This is a genomic window from Leifsonia sp. Y862, assembly GCF_057669585.1.
In genome coordinates this window covers 1,342,652-1,359,825 of record NZ_JBYHFR010000001.1, presented here as the reverse complement: position 1 = coordinate 1,359,825, position 17,174 = coordinate 1,342,652, and the positions used below count along the sequence as shown (strand labels likewise).

At 64.5% G+C, this 17,174-nt stretch carries 16 protein-coding genes; 7 read left to right on the top strand and 9 right to left on the bottom strand.

The window, feature by feature from the left end:
* The first annotated feature begins 14 nt into the window (after positions 1–14).
* From AC25Z0_RS06370 to AC25Z0_RS06360, 3 genes are read left to right on the top strand one after another with little or no spacing between them, the layout of a single operon-like run.
* Entirely contained in the window at positions 15–407 is a 393-nt protein-coding gene (locus tag AC25Z0_RS06370) for an ArsR/SmtB family transcription factor (RefSeq protein ID WP_488132640.1), read from the top strand.
* Entirely contained in the window at positions 404–838 is a 435-nt protein-coding gene (locus AC25Z0_RS06365) for an SRPBCC family protein (protein ID WP_488132639.1), read from the top strand. The genes AC25Z0_RS06370 and AC25Z0_RS06365 overlap by 4 nt, the downstream gene beginning before the upstream one ends.
* On the top strand, positions 835–1,632 hold the full coding sequence (locus tag AC25Z0_RS06360) for an SDR family NAD(P)-dependent oxidoreductase (protein WP_488132638.1): 798 nt from the start codon (positions 835–837) through the stop codon (positions 1,630–1,632). Before AC25Z0_RS06365 ends, AC25Z0_RS06360 begins: the two co-directional genes overlap by 4 nt.
* Positions 1,633–1,714: 82 nt before the next feature.
* Here the strand turns inward: AC25Z0_RS06360 and AC25Z0_RS06355 are convergent, their stop codons facing one another.
* The gene (locus AC25Z0_RS06355) at positions 1,715–3,745 is read right to left on the bottom strand and encodes a M3 family metallopeptidase (RefSeq protein ID WP_488132637.1); all 2,031 of its coding nucleotides are present in this window, start codon (positions 3,743–3,745) and stop codon (positions 1,715–1,717) included.
* 54 nt (positions 3,746–3,799) lie between these two features.
* On the opposite strand from AC25Z0_RS06355, the gene AC25Z0_RS06350 reads away from it, so the two are divergent.
* The 4 genes from AC25Z0_RS06350 (at position 3,800) to AC25Z0_RS06335 (ending at position 7,557) form a co-directional block, all read left to right on the top strand.
* Positions 3,800–4,639, top strand: coding sequence for a methyltransferase domain-containing protein (locus tag AC25Z0_RS06350; RefSeq protein WP_488132636.1), 840 nt, complete (start codon positions 3,800–3,802; stop codon positions 4,637–4,639).
* A 209-nt stretch (positions 4,640–4,848) separates the two neighbouring features.
* On the top strand, positions 4,849–6,306 hold the full coding sequence (locus tag AC25Z0_RS06345; protein ID WP_488132635.1) for an HNH endonuclease signature motif containing protein: 1,458 nt from the start codon (positions 4,849–4,851) through the stop codon (positions 6,304–6,306).
* Between the two features lie 167 nt (positions 6,307–6,473).
* Positions 6,474–7,022 (top strand): hypothetical protein, encoded by a 549-nt coding sequence (locus AC25Z0_RS06340; RefSeq protein WP_488132634.1) that lies wholly within the window; start codon positions 6,474–6,476, stop codon positions 7,020–7,022.
* On the top strand, positions 7,015–7,557 hold the full coding sequence (locus tag AC25Z0_RS06335; RefSeq protein WP_488132633.1) for a GNAT family N-acetyltransferase: 543 nt from the start codon (positions 7,015–7,017) through the stop codon (positions 7,555–7,557). Before AC25Z0_RS06340 ends, AC25Z0_RS06335 begins: the two co-directional genes overlap by 8 nt.
* Positions 7,558–7,610: 53 nt before the next feature.
* Here AC25Z0_RS06335 and AC25Z0_RS06330 read toward each other — a convergent pair whose 3' ends face one another.
* The 8 genes from AC25Z0_RS06330 to AC25Z0_RS06295 form a co-directional block, all read right to left on the bottom strand.
* Positions 7,611–7,880, bottom strand: a complete 270-nt coding sequence (locus AC25Z0_RS06330; RefSeq protein WP_488132632.1) for a hypothetical protein — start codon at positions 7,878–7,880, stop codon at positions 7,611–7,613.
* A gap of 4 nt (positions 7,881–7,884) precedes the next feature.
* Positions 7,885–8,331, bottom strand: coding sequence for an N-acetyltransferase family protein (locus AC25Z0_RS06325; protein ID WP_488119340.1), 447 nt, complete (start codon positions 8,329–8,331; stop codon positions 7,885–7,887).
* Complete coding sequence (gene valS / locus AC25Z0_RS06320) at positions 8,332–10,926, bottom strand: valine--tRNA ligase (protein WP_488119339.1); 2,595 nt, start codon at positions 10,924–10,926, stop codon at positions 8,332–8,334.
* Between the two features lie 121 nt (positions 10,927–11,047).
* Entirely contained in the window at positions 11,048–11,734 is a 687-nt protein-coding gene (locus AC25Z0_RS06315) for a hypothetical protein (protein WP_488132631.1), read from the bottom strand.
* Between the two features lie 127 nt (positions 11,735–11,861).
* Positions 11,862–13,604, bottom strand: a complete 1,743-nt coding sequence (locus AC25Z0_RS06310; RefSeq protein WP_488132630.1) for a dipeptide ABC transporter ATP-binding protein — start codon at positions 13,602–13,604, stop codon at positions 11,862–11,864.
* Positions 13,601–14,488, bottom strand: coding sequence for an ABC transporter permease (locus tag AC25Z0_RS06305; RefSeq protein WP_488132629.1), 888 nt, complete (start codon positions 14,486–14,488; stop codon positions 13,601–13,603). The genes AC25Z0_RS06310 and AC25Z0_RS06305 overlap by 4 nt, the downstream gene beginning before the upstream one ends.
* Positions 14,485–15,477 carry an ABC transporter permease gene (locus tag AC25Z0_RS06300; protein WP_488132628.1) on the bottom strand — a complete coding sequence of 331 codons (993 nt, stop codon included), beginning with the start codon at positions 15,475–15,477 and terminating at the stop codon, positions 14,485–14,487. Before AC25Z0_RS06300 ends, AC25Z0_RS06305 begins: the two co-directional genes overlap by 4 nt.
* Positions 15,462–17,117, bottom strand: coding sequence for an ABC transporter substrate-binding protein (locus tag AC25Z0_RS06295; RefSeq protein WP_488132627.1), 1,656 nt, complete (start codon positions 17,115–17,117; stop codon positions 15,462–15,464). The genes AC25Z0_RS06300 and AC25Z0_RS06295 overlap by 16 nt, the downstream gene beginning before the upstream one ends.
* Positions 17,118–17,174: the final 57 nt, after the last annotated feature.

The window sequence follows — 17,174 nt, the reverse complement described above, 5'->3', positions numbered from 1 at the left end:
ATATATTCACCCCTATGGGTGAATATCAGCGTGATGCAGGCGGTCGTGACGCAGGCCGCCTCGACACCGTACTGGGTGCCGTGGCCGATCCGACCAGGCGGGCGATCCTTGACCGCCTCCTCGTCTCCGATGCGCGGGTCACAGACCTCGCGAGTGCGTTTCCCATCTCGCTGAACTCCACGAGCAAGCACATCAAAGTGCTCGAGCGGGCCGGGCTGCTGGAGCGGCACGTGCGCGGGCGTGACCACGTGCTCTCGCTGCGCGCGGAGGCACTGGGTGAGGCCGCATTGTGGATGCAGCATTACCGTGACTTCTGGGAGCAACGGCTGGCAGCCCTCGAGGCCTTTGTGCTCGACGACACCACCGAACACGCGAAACAACTGTTGACGGGCGGCGAGGAACGATGAGGGCCGTCGTCACGGTGAGTCGGCGGATCCCGGCATCCGCTGAACGCCTGTTTGACGCCTGGCTCGATCCAGCAAGCCTGGCGCTCTGGATGCGTCGTGACGGCAGCGAACCATCGGGTGCTGTCGCAGACCCACGGGTTGGCGGGTCGTTCGCGATCACGATGAACGACCCAGGCGGCTCGTTCGTGCACACCGGCAGGTATATCGTGATCGATCGACCGCGCGAGCTCACGTTCTCCTGGCGATCGATTGCAACGCACCACGAGGACTCGCTGGTGCGCGTCAGCTTTCTGCCAGACGGCGATGCCACCGTGGTTGAGGTGCGGCATGAGAAGTTGCCGGACGCAGAGGCCGTTGGCAAGCACACCGAAGGATGGACAGAGATCCTCAATAGATTCACACGAATGTTCAACGAGAGTGGAGTTGCATGATGTTGCTCGAAGACAAGGTCGCCGTCATCTACGGCGGCGGGGGATCCATCGGGAGCGCAGCTGCCCGGGTGTTCGCCCGCGAAGGCGCCAGGTTGTTTCTCGCCGGCCGCAGCCTGCCGCGGCTCGAGGCAGCGGCATCCGGTGCCCGCGCTGCGGGGGCCCAGGTTTCGATCGCCGTCGTCGATGCGATGGACCAGGAGTCCGTCGACCGGCATATCGACGAGGTGACGGATGCCGCTGGGCGCGTCGATGTCGCCCTGAACGCTGTCGGGTTCGACCACGTTCAGGGCCTCTCCATTGCTGACACGTCGCTTGACGACTTCCTTCATCCCGTCGTCGGCTACCTGCAGACCAACTTCGTCACCGCGAAAGCCGTCTCGCGGCCGATGACCCTGCAATCCAGTGGCGTGATCCTCACGATTTCAACGCCGGGCGCGAGACTCACGGGGCGTGGGCTCATCGGCAATGCCGCGCAGAGCGCAGGCCTTGAGGGATTCTCGCGAGCGTTGGCTGGTGAACTGGGTCCGTCTGGCGTACGTGTGGTGTGCGTGCGGCCGCACGCCATGGCCGACGCGTACGACACCTCATACACGGGGAAGATGTTCGGCCGCATCGCCGCGGGCAGCGGTATCGGGATGGATGAGTGGCTCGACGGGCTGGCGGGCACGACGCTGCTCGGTAAGTTGCCGTCGCTCGCTGATGTCGCCGAGTACCTCGCATTCGCAGCGTCCGATCGTGCGGGGTCGATGACCGGTGTGATCTCCAACCTGACAGCAGGGGCGCTCGTCGACTGAGTGTGGTCACCGGCAGCCCTGCTGGAGCCCGCAGCTAGTTGAGCCCGCAGCTAGTTGATCCTGCAGCAAGTTGAGCCCGTAGCTAGTTGAGCCCGCGGCGGTCAAGCAACGGCTGGATGTCCGCATCGCGCCCGGCAAAGTTGCGGTAGGCCTCAAGCGGGTCAGCGCTGCCGCCAACGCCGAGCAGCAGCTGCCGGAACCGGTCGCCGTTCTCGCGGGTGAGGCCACCGTTCTCCCTGAACCACTCAACGGTGTCTGCGTCGAGCACCTCGCTCCAGATGTAGGAGTAGTAGCCGGCGTCATAGCCGCCAGCGAAGGTGTGCGCGAAGAACGTGCTGGAGTATCGCGGCGGGACGACGGGATTGTCGAGGCCGGCTTCGGCCAAGGCCGCGGCCTCGAACGCAGCGACATCCGCTATGGCAGTGTCTGCGTCGATGAGGTGCCACGACTGGTCGAGCATGGCAGAGGCCAGGTACTCGCTCGTGGAGAATCCTTCGTTGAAAGCGGATGACGCCGCGATGCGCTCCACGACGTCGGTCGGCAGCGGCTCACCTGTCTCGTGGTGCCTCGCATAGTTGCTCAGCACCTCCGGCCACAGCATCCACATTTCATTGACCTGGCTGGGGAACTCCACGAAATCACGGAAGACGTTCGTGCCGGAGAACTTGGGGTAGGTGACCTGTGCGAACAGGCCGTGGAGCGCGTGCCCGAATTCGTGGAACAGCGTGTTCACCTCGTCGAAGCTGAGCAGCGTTGGTTCACCGGCGCCGGGCTGTGAGATGTTCATGTTGTTGCACACGATGGTGGGGGTGCCGAGCAGCTCTGACTGCGAGACGAGGGAATTCATCCAGGCGCCGCCACGCTTGGAGTCGCGGGTGTAGAAATCAGCGATGTAGAGGCCGACGGGGGAGCCATCGTCGTTCGTCACCTCGAATACCCGCGCGTCTGCATTCCAGGCGACCAGGTCGTGACGCTCGGTGAAAGTGACCCCGTAGAGCTGCGTGGCGGCGTAGAAGACACCGTCGTGCAGCACCCGCTCGAGTTCGAAGTACGGGCGGAGCGCCGCAGAATCAACGTCATACTCGGCCTGCCTCACCTTTTCGGTATAGAACGCCCAGTCCCACGCCTCAAGCTGTGTGGCGGCCTGGTCTTGCAATGCGGCTTGCTCTGTCCGCGCATTGCGGGCTGCGGCCGGTGCGAGCCGTGCGAGCATGTCGTGGATGGCATCCGGTGTCTTGGCCGTCTGGTCTGCTGCCACGTAGGCAGCGTGGTTGTCGAAGCCGAGCAGACGAGCACGCCTGGCCCGCAGCGCGGAGATCTCGAGCACGAGGGCACGGGTGTCGAATTCACCTCCGCGGATGCCGCGCGAGCGTGACGCCTGAAGCACGCGTTCGCGCACGCTGCGATTGGTCAGCTCGGCGAGCACCGGCTGCGATGCCGGCAGCACGAGTGTGAGCACGAATTTGCCCTCAAGGCCACGGTCCTTCGCCGCTTCCGCGGCGGCAGAGATGGCCCCAGGCTGCAGTCCGTCGAGTTCATCGACTGAATCGACGATGACGGCCAGCGCGTTTGTGTCGGCGAGGAGATTCTTCTCAAACCGGGTGGTGAGGGTCGAGAGCTCGGCATTCAGCTCACGCAGCTGCGCCTTGTCGTCGTCGGAGAGAGCCGCTCCCGCGTGGGTGAACTCGGTGTGGTACCGCTCGACGAGATAGAGCGACTCTGCGTCGAGGTCGAGGGAATGCCGCTGGGCATGCAGCGCGGCGATTCGGGCGAAGAGCGTTGGGTCGAGAGTGATGGCATCCTGGTGCGCAGCAAGGAGTGGGGCGAGCTCTTCCTGGAGCGCGGCCGTGAAGTCGGACGCGTCTGACGAGCACACGCTGAAGAAGACCTCCGCGACACGATTCAGGAGCACGCCGCTTCGCTCCAGAGCGACGAGCGTGTTCTCGAAGGTGGGCGCATCGGTCGAGGCCGTGATCACGTCGATCTCTGCCCGCTGCTCCGCGAGTCCCTGCTCAAATGCCGGCCGGTAGTGTTCATCTTTGATTGTGGCAAACGGGGGAAGCTGGAACGGAAGCGTGCTCTGGCTGAGGAAGGGATTTGCGGAGTCGACCATCCACCTACTCTAGATTGGCCGGATGCCGCCGGGTTTCAGTCGTAGGCTCGTGTCATGACTGACTCGCCTGAACCCGTTGACGTACCAGTACGGGACGAATACATGCATGGCCACCACGAGAGCGTGCTGAGGTCTCACGCCTGGCGCACGGTGGAGAATTCCGCCGCGTATCTCATCCCAGAGCTTGCGGCCGGTCTCACCGTGCTCGACGTGGGCAGCGGACCAGGCACGATCACAGTTGACCTCGCTCGGCGGGTGGCCCCTGGCTTTGTGCGCGGTGTTGACCAATCGGCTGAGATCGTCGCGCAGGCGAACGCCCTGGCCACCGACGAGGGTGTGCACAACGTGAGCTTTCACGTCGGCGACGTGTACTCCCTCGAGTTCGACGACAACTCCTTCGACATCGTGCATGCCCACCAGGTATTGCAGCACCTGGCCAACCCTGTCGCGGCCCTCAAGGAGATGAAGCGGGTGCTGAAGCCGGGCGGTCTCCTTGCGGTGCGTGACGTCGACTACGGTGGCACGGCCTGGTACCCCGAACTGCCAGGGCTTGCCCTCTGGATGACGGCGTACCGCGACGTGGCGTTCTGGAACGGCGGAACACCGGATGCCGGCCGCGCACTCAAAGCCTGGGCGCACCTGGCGGGCTTCAGTGACGTGCAGGCGAACGCGTCGATCTGGTGCTTCAGCTCCAACGCCGAACGCGAGTGGTGGGGCGAAATGTGGGCAGCCCGCGCAACGGAATCGAACTTTGCGGCACACGCCATCGAGTCGGGAGCCGCAACCCTGGCTGACCTGCGAGAGATGTCGGCTGCGTGGCTGGCGTGGGCGGCGAACCGCGACGGATGGATCGGCTTGCCACACGGGGAGATCCTCGCGCGCAGAGCGCTGTGACGACACGGCGGATGCGAGTATCTCGGTTTCGTTGATTGAGGAGGCCGCCCGCGGCCGTCTCGAAATCCAGCGACCCAATCTGTGGACGCGTTGCGTCTGAAAGCCTCTCTGCACCTTCTCGAGCCCTGTGGCAGGTCTCGAGAATACAAATGTTCGAACCTTTGTGAGAATCCCTCGCTTAATTACTCGAACTGCAGTACTATTGAATCATGCTCAACATCGAGGATGCCCGCACAGCTCTAGACATGCTGCAGGCATTCACCGAAGAGTATTCCGAGATGCGCCCGTGTGCCGCTGTCCCCGGGTTGAGTGAAGACGACGTTGTGGCACTAGCGGTTGTGGCGGAGCGTGCTGGCCGGTGCGCGGACGCTCTCCGCATTGCGGTGTCCACTGATATTGATGAGCGGTCCCGACCGACGCTGGAGGTGTCGGAGCGGCTCTCGTCCAAGCGTGGTTGCCGCAACTCCACGGAGTTGTTGGAGCGGTTGACGTTGGTGTCGCCGAAGACGATCGCGAAGCGGATCCGGTTGGGCAGGCAGGTGCGCACGCAGTACGGGTTGGATGGCATGGCGTTCCCGCCGAAGTTCCCCGCGGTCGCTGCCGGGCTGGCCGCAGGCCAGCTCGGCCTGGACAGCGCCGAGGTGATCGTGGGCACGTTGGCTCCGTTGCTTGGCCGGATCGAGGTTTCTGCGGTGCAGGAGGCTGAGGCGGCGTTGGTGGCCGCGGCGACCGGGGTCCCGATCGAGCCGGGCGCCGAACCGACGGTCCCGGAGTCCGCGGGTCTGATCGAGGTGCACGCGCTGGTGTGGAAGTCGTTCATCGACCCCGACGGGGTGGAACCCGACGAGAAACAGGCCATGCACAACCGGGGGTTTCGGTTGGGTGGGGTCCGCGACGGGTTGGTAACGGTGTCTGGCGGGTTGATGCCCGAGGTCGCCGCGAAGATCCAGCGGCTGATGGACGCATACATGTCGCCGCGGTCCGCGCAGGTGAAGATGCTCACCGCGGAAGAACGCGACCTCGAACTCGAGCAGCAGTCGTTGGAGCACGACGACCGCACCAGGGACCAGCTCGGCCACGACTTGCTGGCGATGATGGCTGACAATGCGGCGCGAAGCGCCGAAGCGCCCACGATTGGCGGGGCAGCGCCGACGGTGCTGGTCAGCGTCAGGCAGGAAGACCTCGAGTCCGGTACCGGTGCCGGTCACATTGACGGGCAGGTCGCGCCGATCTCAATCGTCACGACGGAGCAGATGATCTGCACCGGCGGTGTTCAACCGGTCACGATCAGCAAGAAGGGCAAGATCATCGAGCTCGGCGTTCCCGACCGGTGCTTCACCGGGCAGCAACGCCGGGCAATCACCCTCCGGGATGGCGGCTGCATCATCCCTGGCTGCCAAAGCCCCGCAGCGTGGGCGGAGATCCACCACGTGATCCCCGCCGCGCTCGGCGGTCCGACCGATGTCAGCAACGGGGTGACCCTGTGCTGGTTCCACCACCGCACCATTCACCGGTCGGACTGGCAGATCCGGATGGTCGACGGAGTCCCAGAGGTTATGGCCCCGGTCTGGCTCGACAACCGCCGGCGATGGCATGTCGCGACGAAGTCCCCGACCCGGTTGGCAGATCAGCTAGCTGATCAGCGCCAACACCGCCGAACGGACTGAACCCCCACTGAGCTGGCGCCTTTTAGGCTGGCAGCAGGCAAGCTGCGCACACGTGCAAGGAGTTGAGTCCAATTTCGCACAAGCGTAGCCGAGCTCCTCCTGAAGAGAGCGCGACGCTATCTGCATTCGCCGAGCCCTAGGAAGCTCCGGCCCCTAGGATGATCGCGATGGGAAACATTGAAGACCTGGTGCCTGGCGCGGTTGAACACACGACTGTGCCGCCACTCGGCGGCAGAGCACCCAAGATGGTGTTCACCGTGATCATGGTCGTCGCTGTATGCGTGATGTTGACGGTCACCGGCTGGTTCGCCATGAAGACTTTCATTTGGCCTACGCAAGATACATCCACGGGAACATGTGCTGTTTACGACCCGGAGAGCTGCGTCGATCTGAAGCTGTCTTTTCTCGAGGATGTCGGGCGACTCGACCTTCCTGACAACAGCGAAGTCTTGGATTCTGGAACGGGTAAGTTTCTTTTCGCCGGCTCAGAGTGGGGACTCGTACGGTTGCCTGAGGCTGTCGAACCGCCCGGGCTTCCCCCTGTGCCTGACGGAGAATTCAACACCAACCGAATGGAACAATTCGAGGAGCTCGGTTTCGTCTCCGTCACAGGCGTGAAGTCCATCTCCAGCGGTCGATATTTCACCGAAGTGATCACAGGGACCGACAGCTCAGGGCGGACCCTGGTTCTTATAGATCGGAGCTGGAATGGGTAGCGATGTGACACCCGAGTGCCAAGTCTCAGCGCCCGAGTTGGTGTTCCGCACAGGTAGATCCCGCGACACGGCGGACTGTGTTCGGCTGTGGGTCGAGGCGTGCGCCTCACGAGATGGTGTAGCGGTCGGCGGTGTTGCCGAGCGGGCGCTACCAAAGTTCGACCACGCCGAGTGCTGGATTGTTGTCGAAGACCCGACCTCTGGACTGCTCGGTTTCGTGCTTGCCACCACGCCAGGCAGCGGACTGCCGGGCGATCCGCTGGACGCGCCAGTGATTGGTTTGCTCGCGGTCGCACCCGGCGCCCAGGGGCGCGGGCTTGGCAGTGAGTTGATGGACGCCGTCGCTGCAGATCTCGCGCGACTGGGCCATAAGCGCTCCGTGCTCCACGCCCTGCTTGACAATCGCTCGGCCGTTCGCCTGTATGCCAGCAAAGGATGGCAGCCGTTCGGAGAGGTATCCCAACACACGCTACTGAAGCGTCCGATGCAAGCCTTCGTGCTCAACGTGGATTCGGGCCACGCTCATCGGCCTTAAACGACAAACGGGCCGACCCAATGTTTGGGGCGGCCCGTTGCTACGTTCAGATGCTAGATCCAGTCATCCTCGTCATCGTCGCTCTCGACAACCGGCTGGGTGATCGTGGCGCTGTCATCTTTTTTGATGTAGCGGATGACGGTGCCATCATCGAGTTCGATAACGGGACTGCCCTCCAACCAGGTCAGCGTCCAGCGCCAGTCCGACGTGTCAGCGTCACCGGCCGCGAGGTCACCCTCGACGGCCTGAAGCGCGATCTCGACAACTTCGGGCAGGCCGGTCGGCGCAGTGCCTCCGAGCGGCCAACGGCTACCAAGCTGCATAGCCTTAGACTTCCTGCTCGTAGGTGACCCACGAGGTGCGGGTACCGATGTCGTCATAGAGACGCTGGGCATCCTCGTTGTCTGCTGCCGTGATCCACTGCACCTGGTGCAGGTTGTGCGCGCGAGCGTAGTCCTGCACGTAGCTCATGAGCTGGCGACCGATCCCGGCGCTCCGGGAGCTCGGCACCACGAACAGGTCGTCAAGGAACAATGCCATGTCGGCGCTCAGCGTGCGCGGGAACTGACGGAAGTGCACGAATCCGACGAGCTCACCGTTCTCATCAACCGCGACAGCACCGTCGAGGTCGTGATTCTTGTCAATGATCCAGCTCCAGACCTGCAGAGCCTTCTCGTCCGTGAGTTCACTTTCGTAGAACTCGCTGTAGCCCTCGAAGAGTCCCAGCCAGGGGAAGAAGTCTTTGTCCCCGAGTGGCCGCACGTGTACTGACATTCAGTTCTCCTCACTCGTTGGCACCGTTTCAAGAACGATGTCAGTGACAGCTAATTCATTTCCCTCAACGAACGTCAATTCGCTGATTCGACCGACTGCTTTGAGATCTGCGGCGGACTGTGCGAGCAAGCTCACCTCGTCCTGTGTACCGCTAATTACAGCAGAAACGACGGCAGACTTCTGAGAAGCTTTCGCATCCGTCTTCGCGCGTCGGATGCCGGTGAGTGCACGACTGGCCAAACCGAGCAGTGCGATGTTGCCGGTTGCCCCTGCTTCGAGGTCAGCGGCTACGGGCCACGGCGCGACGTGCACCGAGCCGTCGTTCGACCATGACCAGGCCTCTTCGGTCGCAAACGGCACGAACGGAGCGAACAAGCGCAGCAGTGTTGACAGCGCAATGCGAAGGGCTGCGACAGCAGAAGCCTGTGCGGCATCCGTGTCTCCGTACGCGCGTTCCTTGACTAGTTCGAGGTAGTCGTCGCAGAACGTCCAGAAGAAGCTCTCCGTGAGCTCAAGGGCCCGTGCGTGGTCGTAGTTCTCGAACGAGGTGGTGGCCTGCGCGACAACCTCACGCAGGTTGGCGAGCATGCTTGCGTCGACAGCCTCGGTGACCTGGGCGCTGGCGTCACCCTCGAACGTCAGGATGAACTTCGATGCGTTCAGGATCTTGATCGCCAGGCGGCGACCGATCTTGATCTGCGTCGGGTTCTGTGGATCGAAGGCCGCGTCAGTGCCGAGGCGTGACGATGCTGCCCAGTAGCGCACAGCATCTGAACCGTGCTGCTCGAGCATCCCGGCCGGAGTGACGACGTTGCCCTTGGACTTCGACATCTTCTTGCGGTCGGGGTCGACGATGAAGCCGGAGAGTGCCGCGTGCTTCCACGGTGCAACACCGTGCTGCAGCTCGGCACGCAGCATGGTCGAGAACAACCAGGTGCGAATGATGTCCTGGCCCTGTGGGCGCAGCGAGTACGGGAACACGAGGTCGAACAGCTCAGGATCGCGCTCCCAGCCACCGGCAAGCTGCGGGGTGAGGGAGGAGGTCGCCCAGGTGTCCATCACGTCAACTTCGCCGATAAAGCCGTTGGGCTGGTCGCGCAACGCCTCATCGAAGCCGGGAGCCGGCTCGCTTGACGGGTCAACGGGCAGCATCTCGCGGGTGGCGAGGATCGGCTCATCGAACAGCGGATTTCCATCGGCGTCGAGCGGGTACCAGACGGGCAGTGGAACGCCGAAGAAGCGCTGGCGGGAGACCAACCAGTCGCCGGTGAGGCCGCCCACCCAGTTGTCGTAGCGAACCTTCATGAACTCGGGGTGCCACGACAGCTCTGAGCCGTGCTCAAGCAGGCGTGAGCGCAGTGCTTCGTCCCTGGCGCCATTCCGGATGTACCACTGACGGGTCGAGACGATCTCCAGGGGCTTGTCGCCCTTTTCGAAGAACTTCACCGGGTGCACGATCGGCTTCGGCTCCCCGATCATGTCGCCGCTGGCACGGAGGAGGTCGACCATGGTCTGCTTTGCAGAGAAGACCGTCTTACCGGCCAGCTGCTCAAATGCGGCAATACCGGCTTCTGAGACGATGACGTCGGGCTTGTCGGCGATGATGCGGCCGTCGAAGCCGATGATCGCGCGGTTCGGCAGGTCGAGTTCACGCCACCAGACAACGTCGGTCACGTCACCGAAGGTGCAGATCATTGCGATTCCGCTGCCCTTGTCCTTCTGGGCGAGGTGGTGAGCGAGGATCGGAACCTCGACGTCGAACAACGGAGTCCGCACGGTGGTGCCGAACAGCGGCTTGAAGCGCTCGTCATCGGGGTGTGCAACGAGGGCGACGCAGGCGGCGAGAAGCTCAGGCCGGGTGGTCTCGATCTCGATGGTCGATCCGTCAGGCTTGTGGAACGACACGCGGTGGTATGCGGCTGGCTGGTCTTTGTCTTCCAGCTCTGCCTGGGCGACAGCGGTGCGGAACGTGACGTCCCACAGCGTCGGGGCCATGGCCTGGTACGCCTCGCCGCGTTCAACGTTCCCGAGGAACGCGAGCTGGGAGGTAAAGAGGGCTTCGTGGCCGATGGTGCGGTAGGTCTGGGTCCAGTCGACGCTCAGACCGAGTGAACGCCACAGGGCCTCGAACTGCTTCTCGTCCTCAGCGGTGAGGCGCTCGCACAGTTCGATGAAGTTGCGGCGGCTGATCGGCTTCTGGTCAGCGGCCTTGATGCTCTTGCCTTCGCCACCCTCGAACGGCGGAACGAATTCGGCGTCGTACGGCAGCTTCGGGTCGCAGCGCACACCGTAGTAGTTCTGCACGCGACGCTCAGTTGGCAGGCCGTTGTCGTCCCAGCCCATCGGGTAGAAGACGCTCTTGCCCTTCATGCGCTGGAAGCGCGCGACGACATCCGTGTGCGTGTACGAGAACACGTGTCCGATGTGCAGCGACCCTGATGCGGTCGGCGGGGGCGTGTCGATCGAGTAGATCGACTCACGGGTGGCAGAGTCCCGGTCGAATCGGTACGTGCCCTGCTCTTCCCAGGCGGTTTCCCATTTGGCTTCCAGTCCTTCGAGGGCTGGTTTTTCTGGGACGCGGTCAGCGGCGCTCATGATTCTCCGGTTCGTGATATACGGCACCGTGTCAGGGGTGAGGTGCCTCTAGTTTCTTGAGTCAAACCTACCGGTAGCGCGCTGGCTCGCGAAGTTGAGGGCCGTCGAGTGCCGCTGGGCGCTAGCGGCGTCGCCCAGAATCACGCGGCGAAATCGGGGCTGTGCCGCGCAGATCGGGGTGCTCTGCCGGCAGTGCTGAGCGAACACCTGCCGCTACAAGGCGGCGCTGCTTTGACTCCCACGTCTCCAGCAACTGGCGCACGGATTCAAGCGCTGCCCACTCGACGCACTCCGTGACGGGGGTGCCGCAACTGCAGCGCAGCGGCTGGTTCGGCCGGGGAGGGGTGGCATCGAGCTGGTGCTCCTGGCTAATGCGCCAGAGCGCAGCCATTGCCCTGTCGTAGCGCAGCAGTGCGGCATCCGTTTTGCGTTCGGCGTTCTTCACCAGGTCGGTCTCGAGCATGGCCCGAACCTCGCTGGACTGCGCCTGGTCGAAGTCACGGGAGACCACTGCACTCAGCTGCTCGATCTTCGTCGTGGCATCCGCCAGCTCAGCGGCGAGCGCCAGGTTTGCCTCTTCTGCAGCGGTCTGGGCCGCTGCGTGCTCTGCGATGGTTGCCGCGTACAGGTCGCTCCAGAGCTGCACATGGTCGGTGTCGCGTCGCTCAGCATGTGAGCTGCCGGTGTGCGCTGTGCAGTGTGCGCAGACAACCTGGTCGCTCGGCGAACTGAACGTGAACTCCTGTGGGCTTCGGCAACACCAGCACTGCACGGTGATCGTCTGGTGAAGCGGATGCTGGTGGGCCAAGTGTGCTCCTGAGTGAGGCGGACATATGCTGAGGCCGATCGTAGCGGAGGGACCCTGTAGATTTCACGGCGCCTCAGCAGGTGCCTCAGCACGGCGCCGTCTCACTGCGGGCTCCAGCCCAGGGGAGTCAGGACAGTCGAGGCACGGCGGCCAGCAGCTCCCTGGTGTACGGATGCGTTGGGTGGGCAAACACCGTGACTGCATCACCCTGCTCAACGATGCGACCTGCGCGCATGACGGCGATCGTGTCGCTCACGTGCTGGATCACGCCGAGGTCATGCGAGATGAACAGCATGCTGAGCGACAACTCGCGCTGCAGGTCGGTGAGGAGATCGAGCACCTGGGCCTGGATCGTCACGTCAAGCGCCGAGACCGGTTCGTCGCAGACCAGGATGTCTGGACCGGATGCCAGTGCCCTGGCAATGCTCACACGCTGGCGTTGTCCACCAGAGAGCTCTGCCGGCCGTCGCCCGAGCACTGTGCTGGTCAGTCCAACGCTGTCGAGCAGGCGAAGCACGTCCGGCAGCGTGTGAGAGCGGCGGCGAAGGGGCGTGTGCCGTTCGCCACGCCGTGCGTTACCCCGTTCTCCACCCCGGCTGTTGCCGCGCACGGCGTCGTGCAGGATGTCGCCGACCGCAAGGCGCGGATCGAACGATGACTGGGGGTCCTGGTACACCACGCCAACGCGTGCCCGCAACGCACGCCTGTCTTTCTCGGTCGCAGCGCTGAACGGCTGGCCGAACAGGCGCACCTCGCCGGCATCCGCTGCAGTGAGGGCCAGTGCCAGCCGCGCTGTCGTGGTCTTGCCTGAGCCCGACTCGCCGACAATGCCGAGCGTGGTGCCGCGCTGCAGGGTGAACGAGATGTCATCGACGGCCGTATGGCGGGTACCACCGCGCACGGCGAACGTCTTGGTCAAGCCGATGGCTTCAAGGGCCGGCGAGTGCTCAACGCCAGGGGGCGGCGACATTCGCTTCGCAGTGCGGTCAGTAGCAGTGCGGTCAGTCACGGGATGCGCTCTCACGCTCAGCCGGGTGCCGCGCGGCTTGTCGACCGGAATGGCCGCGATCATGGCCTGGGTCACCGGATGGACAGGGGCGGTGAGCACCTGAGCGGTCTGGCCGATCTCCACGATGCGTCCCTCGCTCATCACGGCAACCCGGTCGGCTATGCGGCCGACGACGGCCAGGTCATGACTGATGAGCAGGAGGGCAGTGCCGCGCTGCTTCAGGGATTCGAGCAACTCAAGTATGTGCGCCTGTACCGTCACGTCGAGCGCCGTTGTCGGCTCATCGGCGATGAGGAGCGGCGGGTCAAGTGCGATGGCGGATGCGATCAGGGCGCGCTGGCGCTGTCCGCCGGAGAGCTCCCCAGAGCGGGCCGAGAGGAGGGAACGGGTATCCTCCAGTCCGACACTGGCTGCGAGCTCCGCTACACGATGGCTGATGCCGGCACGGTCCAGCGACGTGTGGAGGCGCAGAGAGTCGGCGATCTCCCTGTCGATTGGGCGTAACGGGTCAAGGGAGCCGAGGGCGTCCTGCAGCACGAGCCCGACATCCGTTCCCCGCTTGGCACGCCAGTCGCGCTCCGACAGTCCGAGCACGGACGCCCCGCCAATGTGCAGCTCATCCGCCCGCACCCAGGAGCCGGCACCGGTCAGGCCGAGGAGGCTGCGAGCGGTAACACTCTTGCCAGAGCCCGATTCGCCGACAATCGCCAGGCACTCTCCGGGGGCGACGCTGAACGACACGGAGTCGACGACGGGAGGGTGCGCGGCGAACCCCACGCTCAGGTTGCGGACAGAGACCACGGCGCTCGCCGCATCCTGGCTCGGTGTGGTGGCTGTGGGCAGGGGGACAGTACGGCTCATGCGTGACGCATCCGTTTCTCGATGGCCCGGCCGAGCATCGTGGCCGAGACGGCGGTGAGCACGATGAACAGGCCGGGGAAGAAGCTCATCCACCAGCCCGTCGTGATGTAGGTGCGCCCTGCGGAGAGCATGGCACCCCACTCAGCGGCGGGCGGCTGGGCGCCGAGGCCGAGGAACGACAGTGCTGCGGCCCACACGATGGCCTGGCCGATGCCCAGGGTGCCGAGTACGAAGAGCGGTGCAAGGGTGTTGGGCAGGATATGACGGCGGAGAACCTGGCCCCTGGTGCGGCCGAGGGCTGTTGCTGCCTCGACGAAGCCAGACGAGCGCACTGAGATGAGCTGCGAGCGGATGATCCGCGCGTACCCTGGCGCCGTGGACAGGCCAACGGCGATGGTCGCAGTGCCGGGGCCAGGTCCGAGGATCAGGATGAAGAGCAGGGCAAGCAGGAGACCTGGGAAGGCGAACATCACCTCAAGGAGGCGATTCACTCCGAAGTCGACGGCTTTCCCGAGGGTGCCGGCAATCGTGCCGAGCACACTGCCAAGGCCCAACCCGATGACCGTGGCGACGACGCCGATCAGCAGTGAACTGCCGGTGCCGTGGATCACCCGCGTGTAGATGTCGCGACCAGACTCGTCTGTGCCGAACCAGTGGGCGGCAGACGGTGAGCGGAACGCATCGAGCGGATGGATGGCAAGCGGGTCACCGGGGGCGAGGACTGTCGGCCACAGGGCCGCGATGACCAGGAACAGCGCCACCAGTGCTGCGGCCAGCTCGGCGATCCCGATACGTCGGCCAGCGGGCAACGGCGATGCACTGGACCCGCTCCCGGCCTGGCCCCTCGATCGGCCAAACCCGGCCTGGATGTCGAGTTCACTCATGCTGTTCGCACTCTCGGGTCGACGATGCGGCTGAGCGCATCGGTGAGGATGGTCATGAGCATGTACGCAATGGCGACCACGAGCACAACGCCAATGACGATGGGCACGTCACGCACCGTGACGGCGTTCAGCAGGGTGCGGCCAAGGCCTGGCCTGGCGAAGATGGTCTCCACCACTACGGCGCCACTGATGAGAGAGCCGAACGCCCACCCAGACAGGCTGATGGCCGGCAGGGCGGCGTGACGCAACACATGGCGCACACGGATGCCGATCTCGCCTTCTCCCCGTGCCCTCGCCGATACGACGAATGGCGCATCAAGCGCTGCGCTCATGGGCTCCCGCATCACCTGGCCCAGGAATCCGGCCAGCGGTATGGCCAGGGCGAGCACAGGCAGGATCAGGCCAACAGGCCCTGGGGTGCTGATCGGGGGGAGCCAGCCCAACCAGGAGCTGAAGAGCACAATGAGTGCCGTCGCCAGCCAGAAGCCTGGCAGGGCAGCGGCCACGATCTCGAGTCCTGAGCCGATCATCCAGGCGACACGGCCACCGCGGGTTGACCAGAGCGCGAGCAGGATGGCGAATACCCACGCCACCAGCAGTGCGCAGCCGGCGAGGAGCAGCGTGCCCCAGAGCTGCGAGACGATCAGGGGCGCAACGTCGACCTTGAGTGCATACGAGCGGCCAAGGTCACCTGTCGCCAGTCGACCCAGTTGCGCCAGGTACTGCACGAGCAGGGGTTGGTCGAGACCGTACTGGGCACGTACCGCCGCCAGCGCCTCCGGTGATGTCTGTGAGCCAGGACCGCCGAGTATCGCCTCTGCCGGGTCGCCGGGAATCAAGCGAACGGCGAAGAACGTCAGGGTGGCGACCGCCCACAGCACGAACACGGCGCCACCGAGACGGATGAGGAGCCAGCGAGCCAGTGACCGACGCCGCAGTGTCCGACGCCGCACCGAGTCCCGCGTCAGCGTGCTCAGGAGTTCAGCCACGCATCGTAGAAGGTGAGAGTCGACACCGTTGGCAGTGGCCGCGCGCCCTCGACATCGGCGCCGAGCAGGTAATGATTCTGCTGGTCATACAGCGGCAGGATGTAGTAGCCCTCGAGGAGCAGGTTCTGGGCATCCGTGTAGAGCGAGGCACGCTCATCCGCTTCAGAGGTCTGGCTGGCAGCGGAGAGGTACTCGTCGAGCTGCGGGTCATTGACCTGGGCATGGTTGGCAAAGTACCCGCTCGGCGCTGGGGTGATGCCGTCAGAGTGGTACAGGAAGCGCAACACGTCAGGGCCGACCTTGGTGTACGGAGCACTGACGGCGTCGTACTCGTTGGAGCCAAGGGCCGTGTACCAGCTGGAGAGGTCCATGGGGGAGAGCGTGACGAAGAAGCCCGTCTCCTTCGCGGTGGCCTGGATCTGTTCGAACACCGACTGTTCGGCCGGAATCGACTGGTTCGTGCTCACGGGGAACTCGACGCTCAGGCGCTCGCCGCCCTTGACCCGGTAGCCATCGGCGTCCCGGGTGCCCCAGCCAGCGGCGTCGAGCAGGTCATTCGCAGCGTCTGGGTCGTAGCCGAACAGGTCGGGGCGAGACACACTGAGCGGTTCCATGCTGGAGAGCGCTGAGGCAGAGCGAGTTGCCGTGCCGAAGAACAGGCTGGCTACGGCATCGTCGACGTTGGCGCTCTTGATGAACGCTTCTCGTACCGCCTGGTCATTGAACGGCGCCTTCCCGGCGTTCAGCTCAATGCGGTTCGCTGCCCCCGGCCGGGGAGCGTCGACATGCTGGATGTTCCCGCTCTGCTCCGCCTGCACGATGGTGTCCGGCTGCGCGTTGTCGATCACGTCGACCTCGCCGGCCTGGAGGGCGGCGTACCGTGTGGCGGAGTCAGGGATGAACTTCCACGTGATCTGGTCGAGGTATGCGGCGCCCGTGTGGCCGGCGTCAGCTGGGGGGCTGGTGTAGTCATCGTTGCGGGTGAGCGTGATGGAGTCCTGCTTCACCCAGTTCGACACCACGAAGGGGCCCGTCCCGACGGGGGAGAGGCAGTTCTCGTCGAGGGTACGTGCCAGCGCGGTTGGAGACTCGATCGCAACCCAGGGCTGGGACAGCGACTCGAGCAGGGCACTGTCCGGCTCGCTCAGGTTGATGCGCACCACCAGGGGAGAGACGATCTCGGTGCCTGCGATCTTCTGCAGGCCAAGGTAGCCGGTCGATGACCCGGTCTCCGGATTCTGTACGTGGGCGATGTTCGCTGCCACCGCGGACGCGTCGAACGCCGTGCCGTCGGTGAAGGTGACGCCGTCGCGCAGGGTGAACTCCCACGACAGGGCATCGTCACTCACCTGCCACGAGTCTGCGAGCCACGGGATGATCTCACCACTGGAGTCGCGAGAGACCAGTGACTCCAGGTACTGGGTGGAGACCAGGGCCTGGGGGTAGTTGCCACCGACGTGGGGATCCAGGCACGTCGGCTCCGCGTCGCCAGAGGCGTAGGTGAGCGTCCCTCCTGTGGAGGGAGACGCGTCAGAACCCTGCGACGACGTGTCAGCGGTACAGCCCGTGAGGGTCAGGGCGGCAAGAGCGAGCGTCGCGGCCAGCGACAAGCGGAGGGGCGGCAGGTGCGAGTGCGTCATGCGACGTCTTTCTCATCGGTTGCAACTAGTATTATTGGACTGAGTACATTAAGTGTG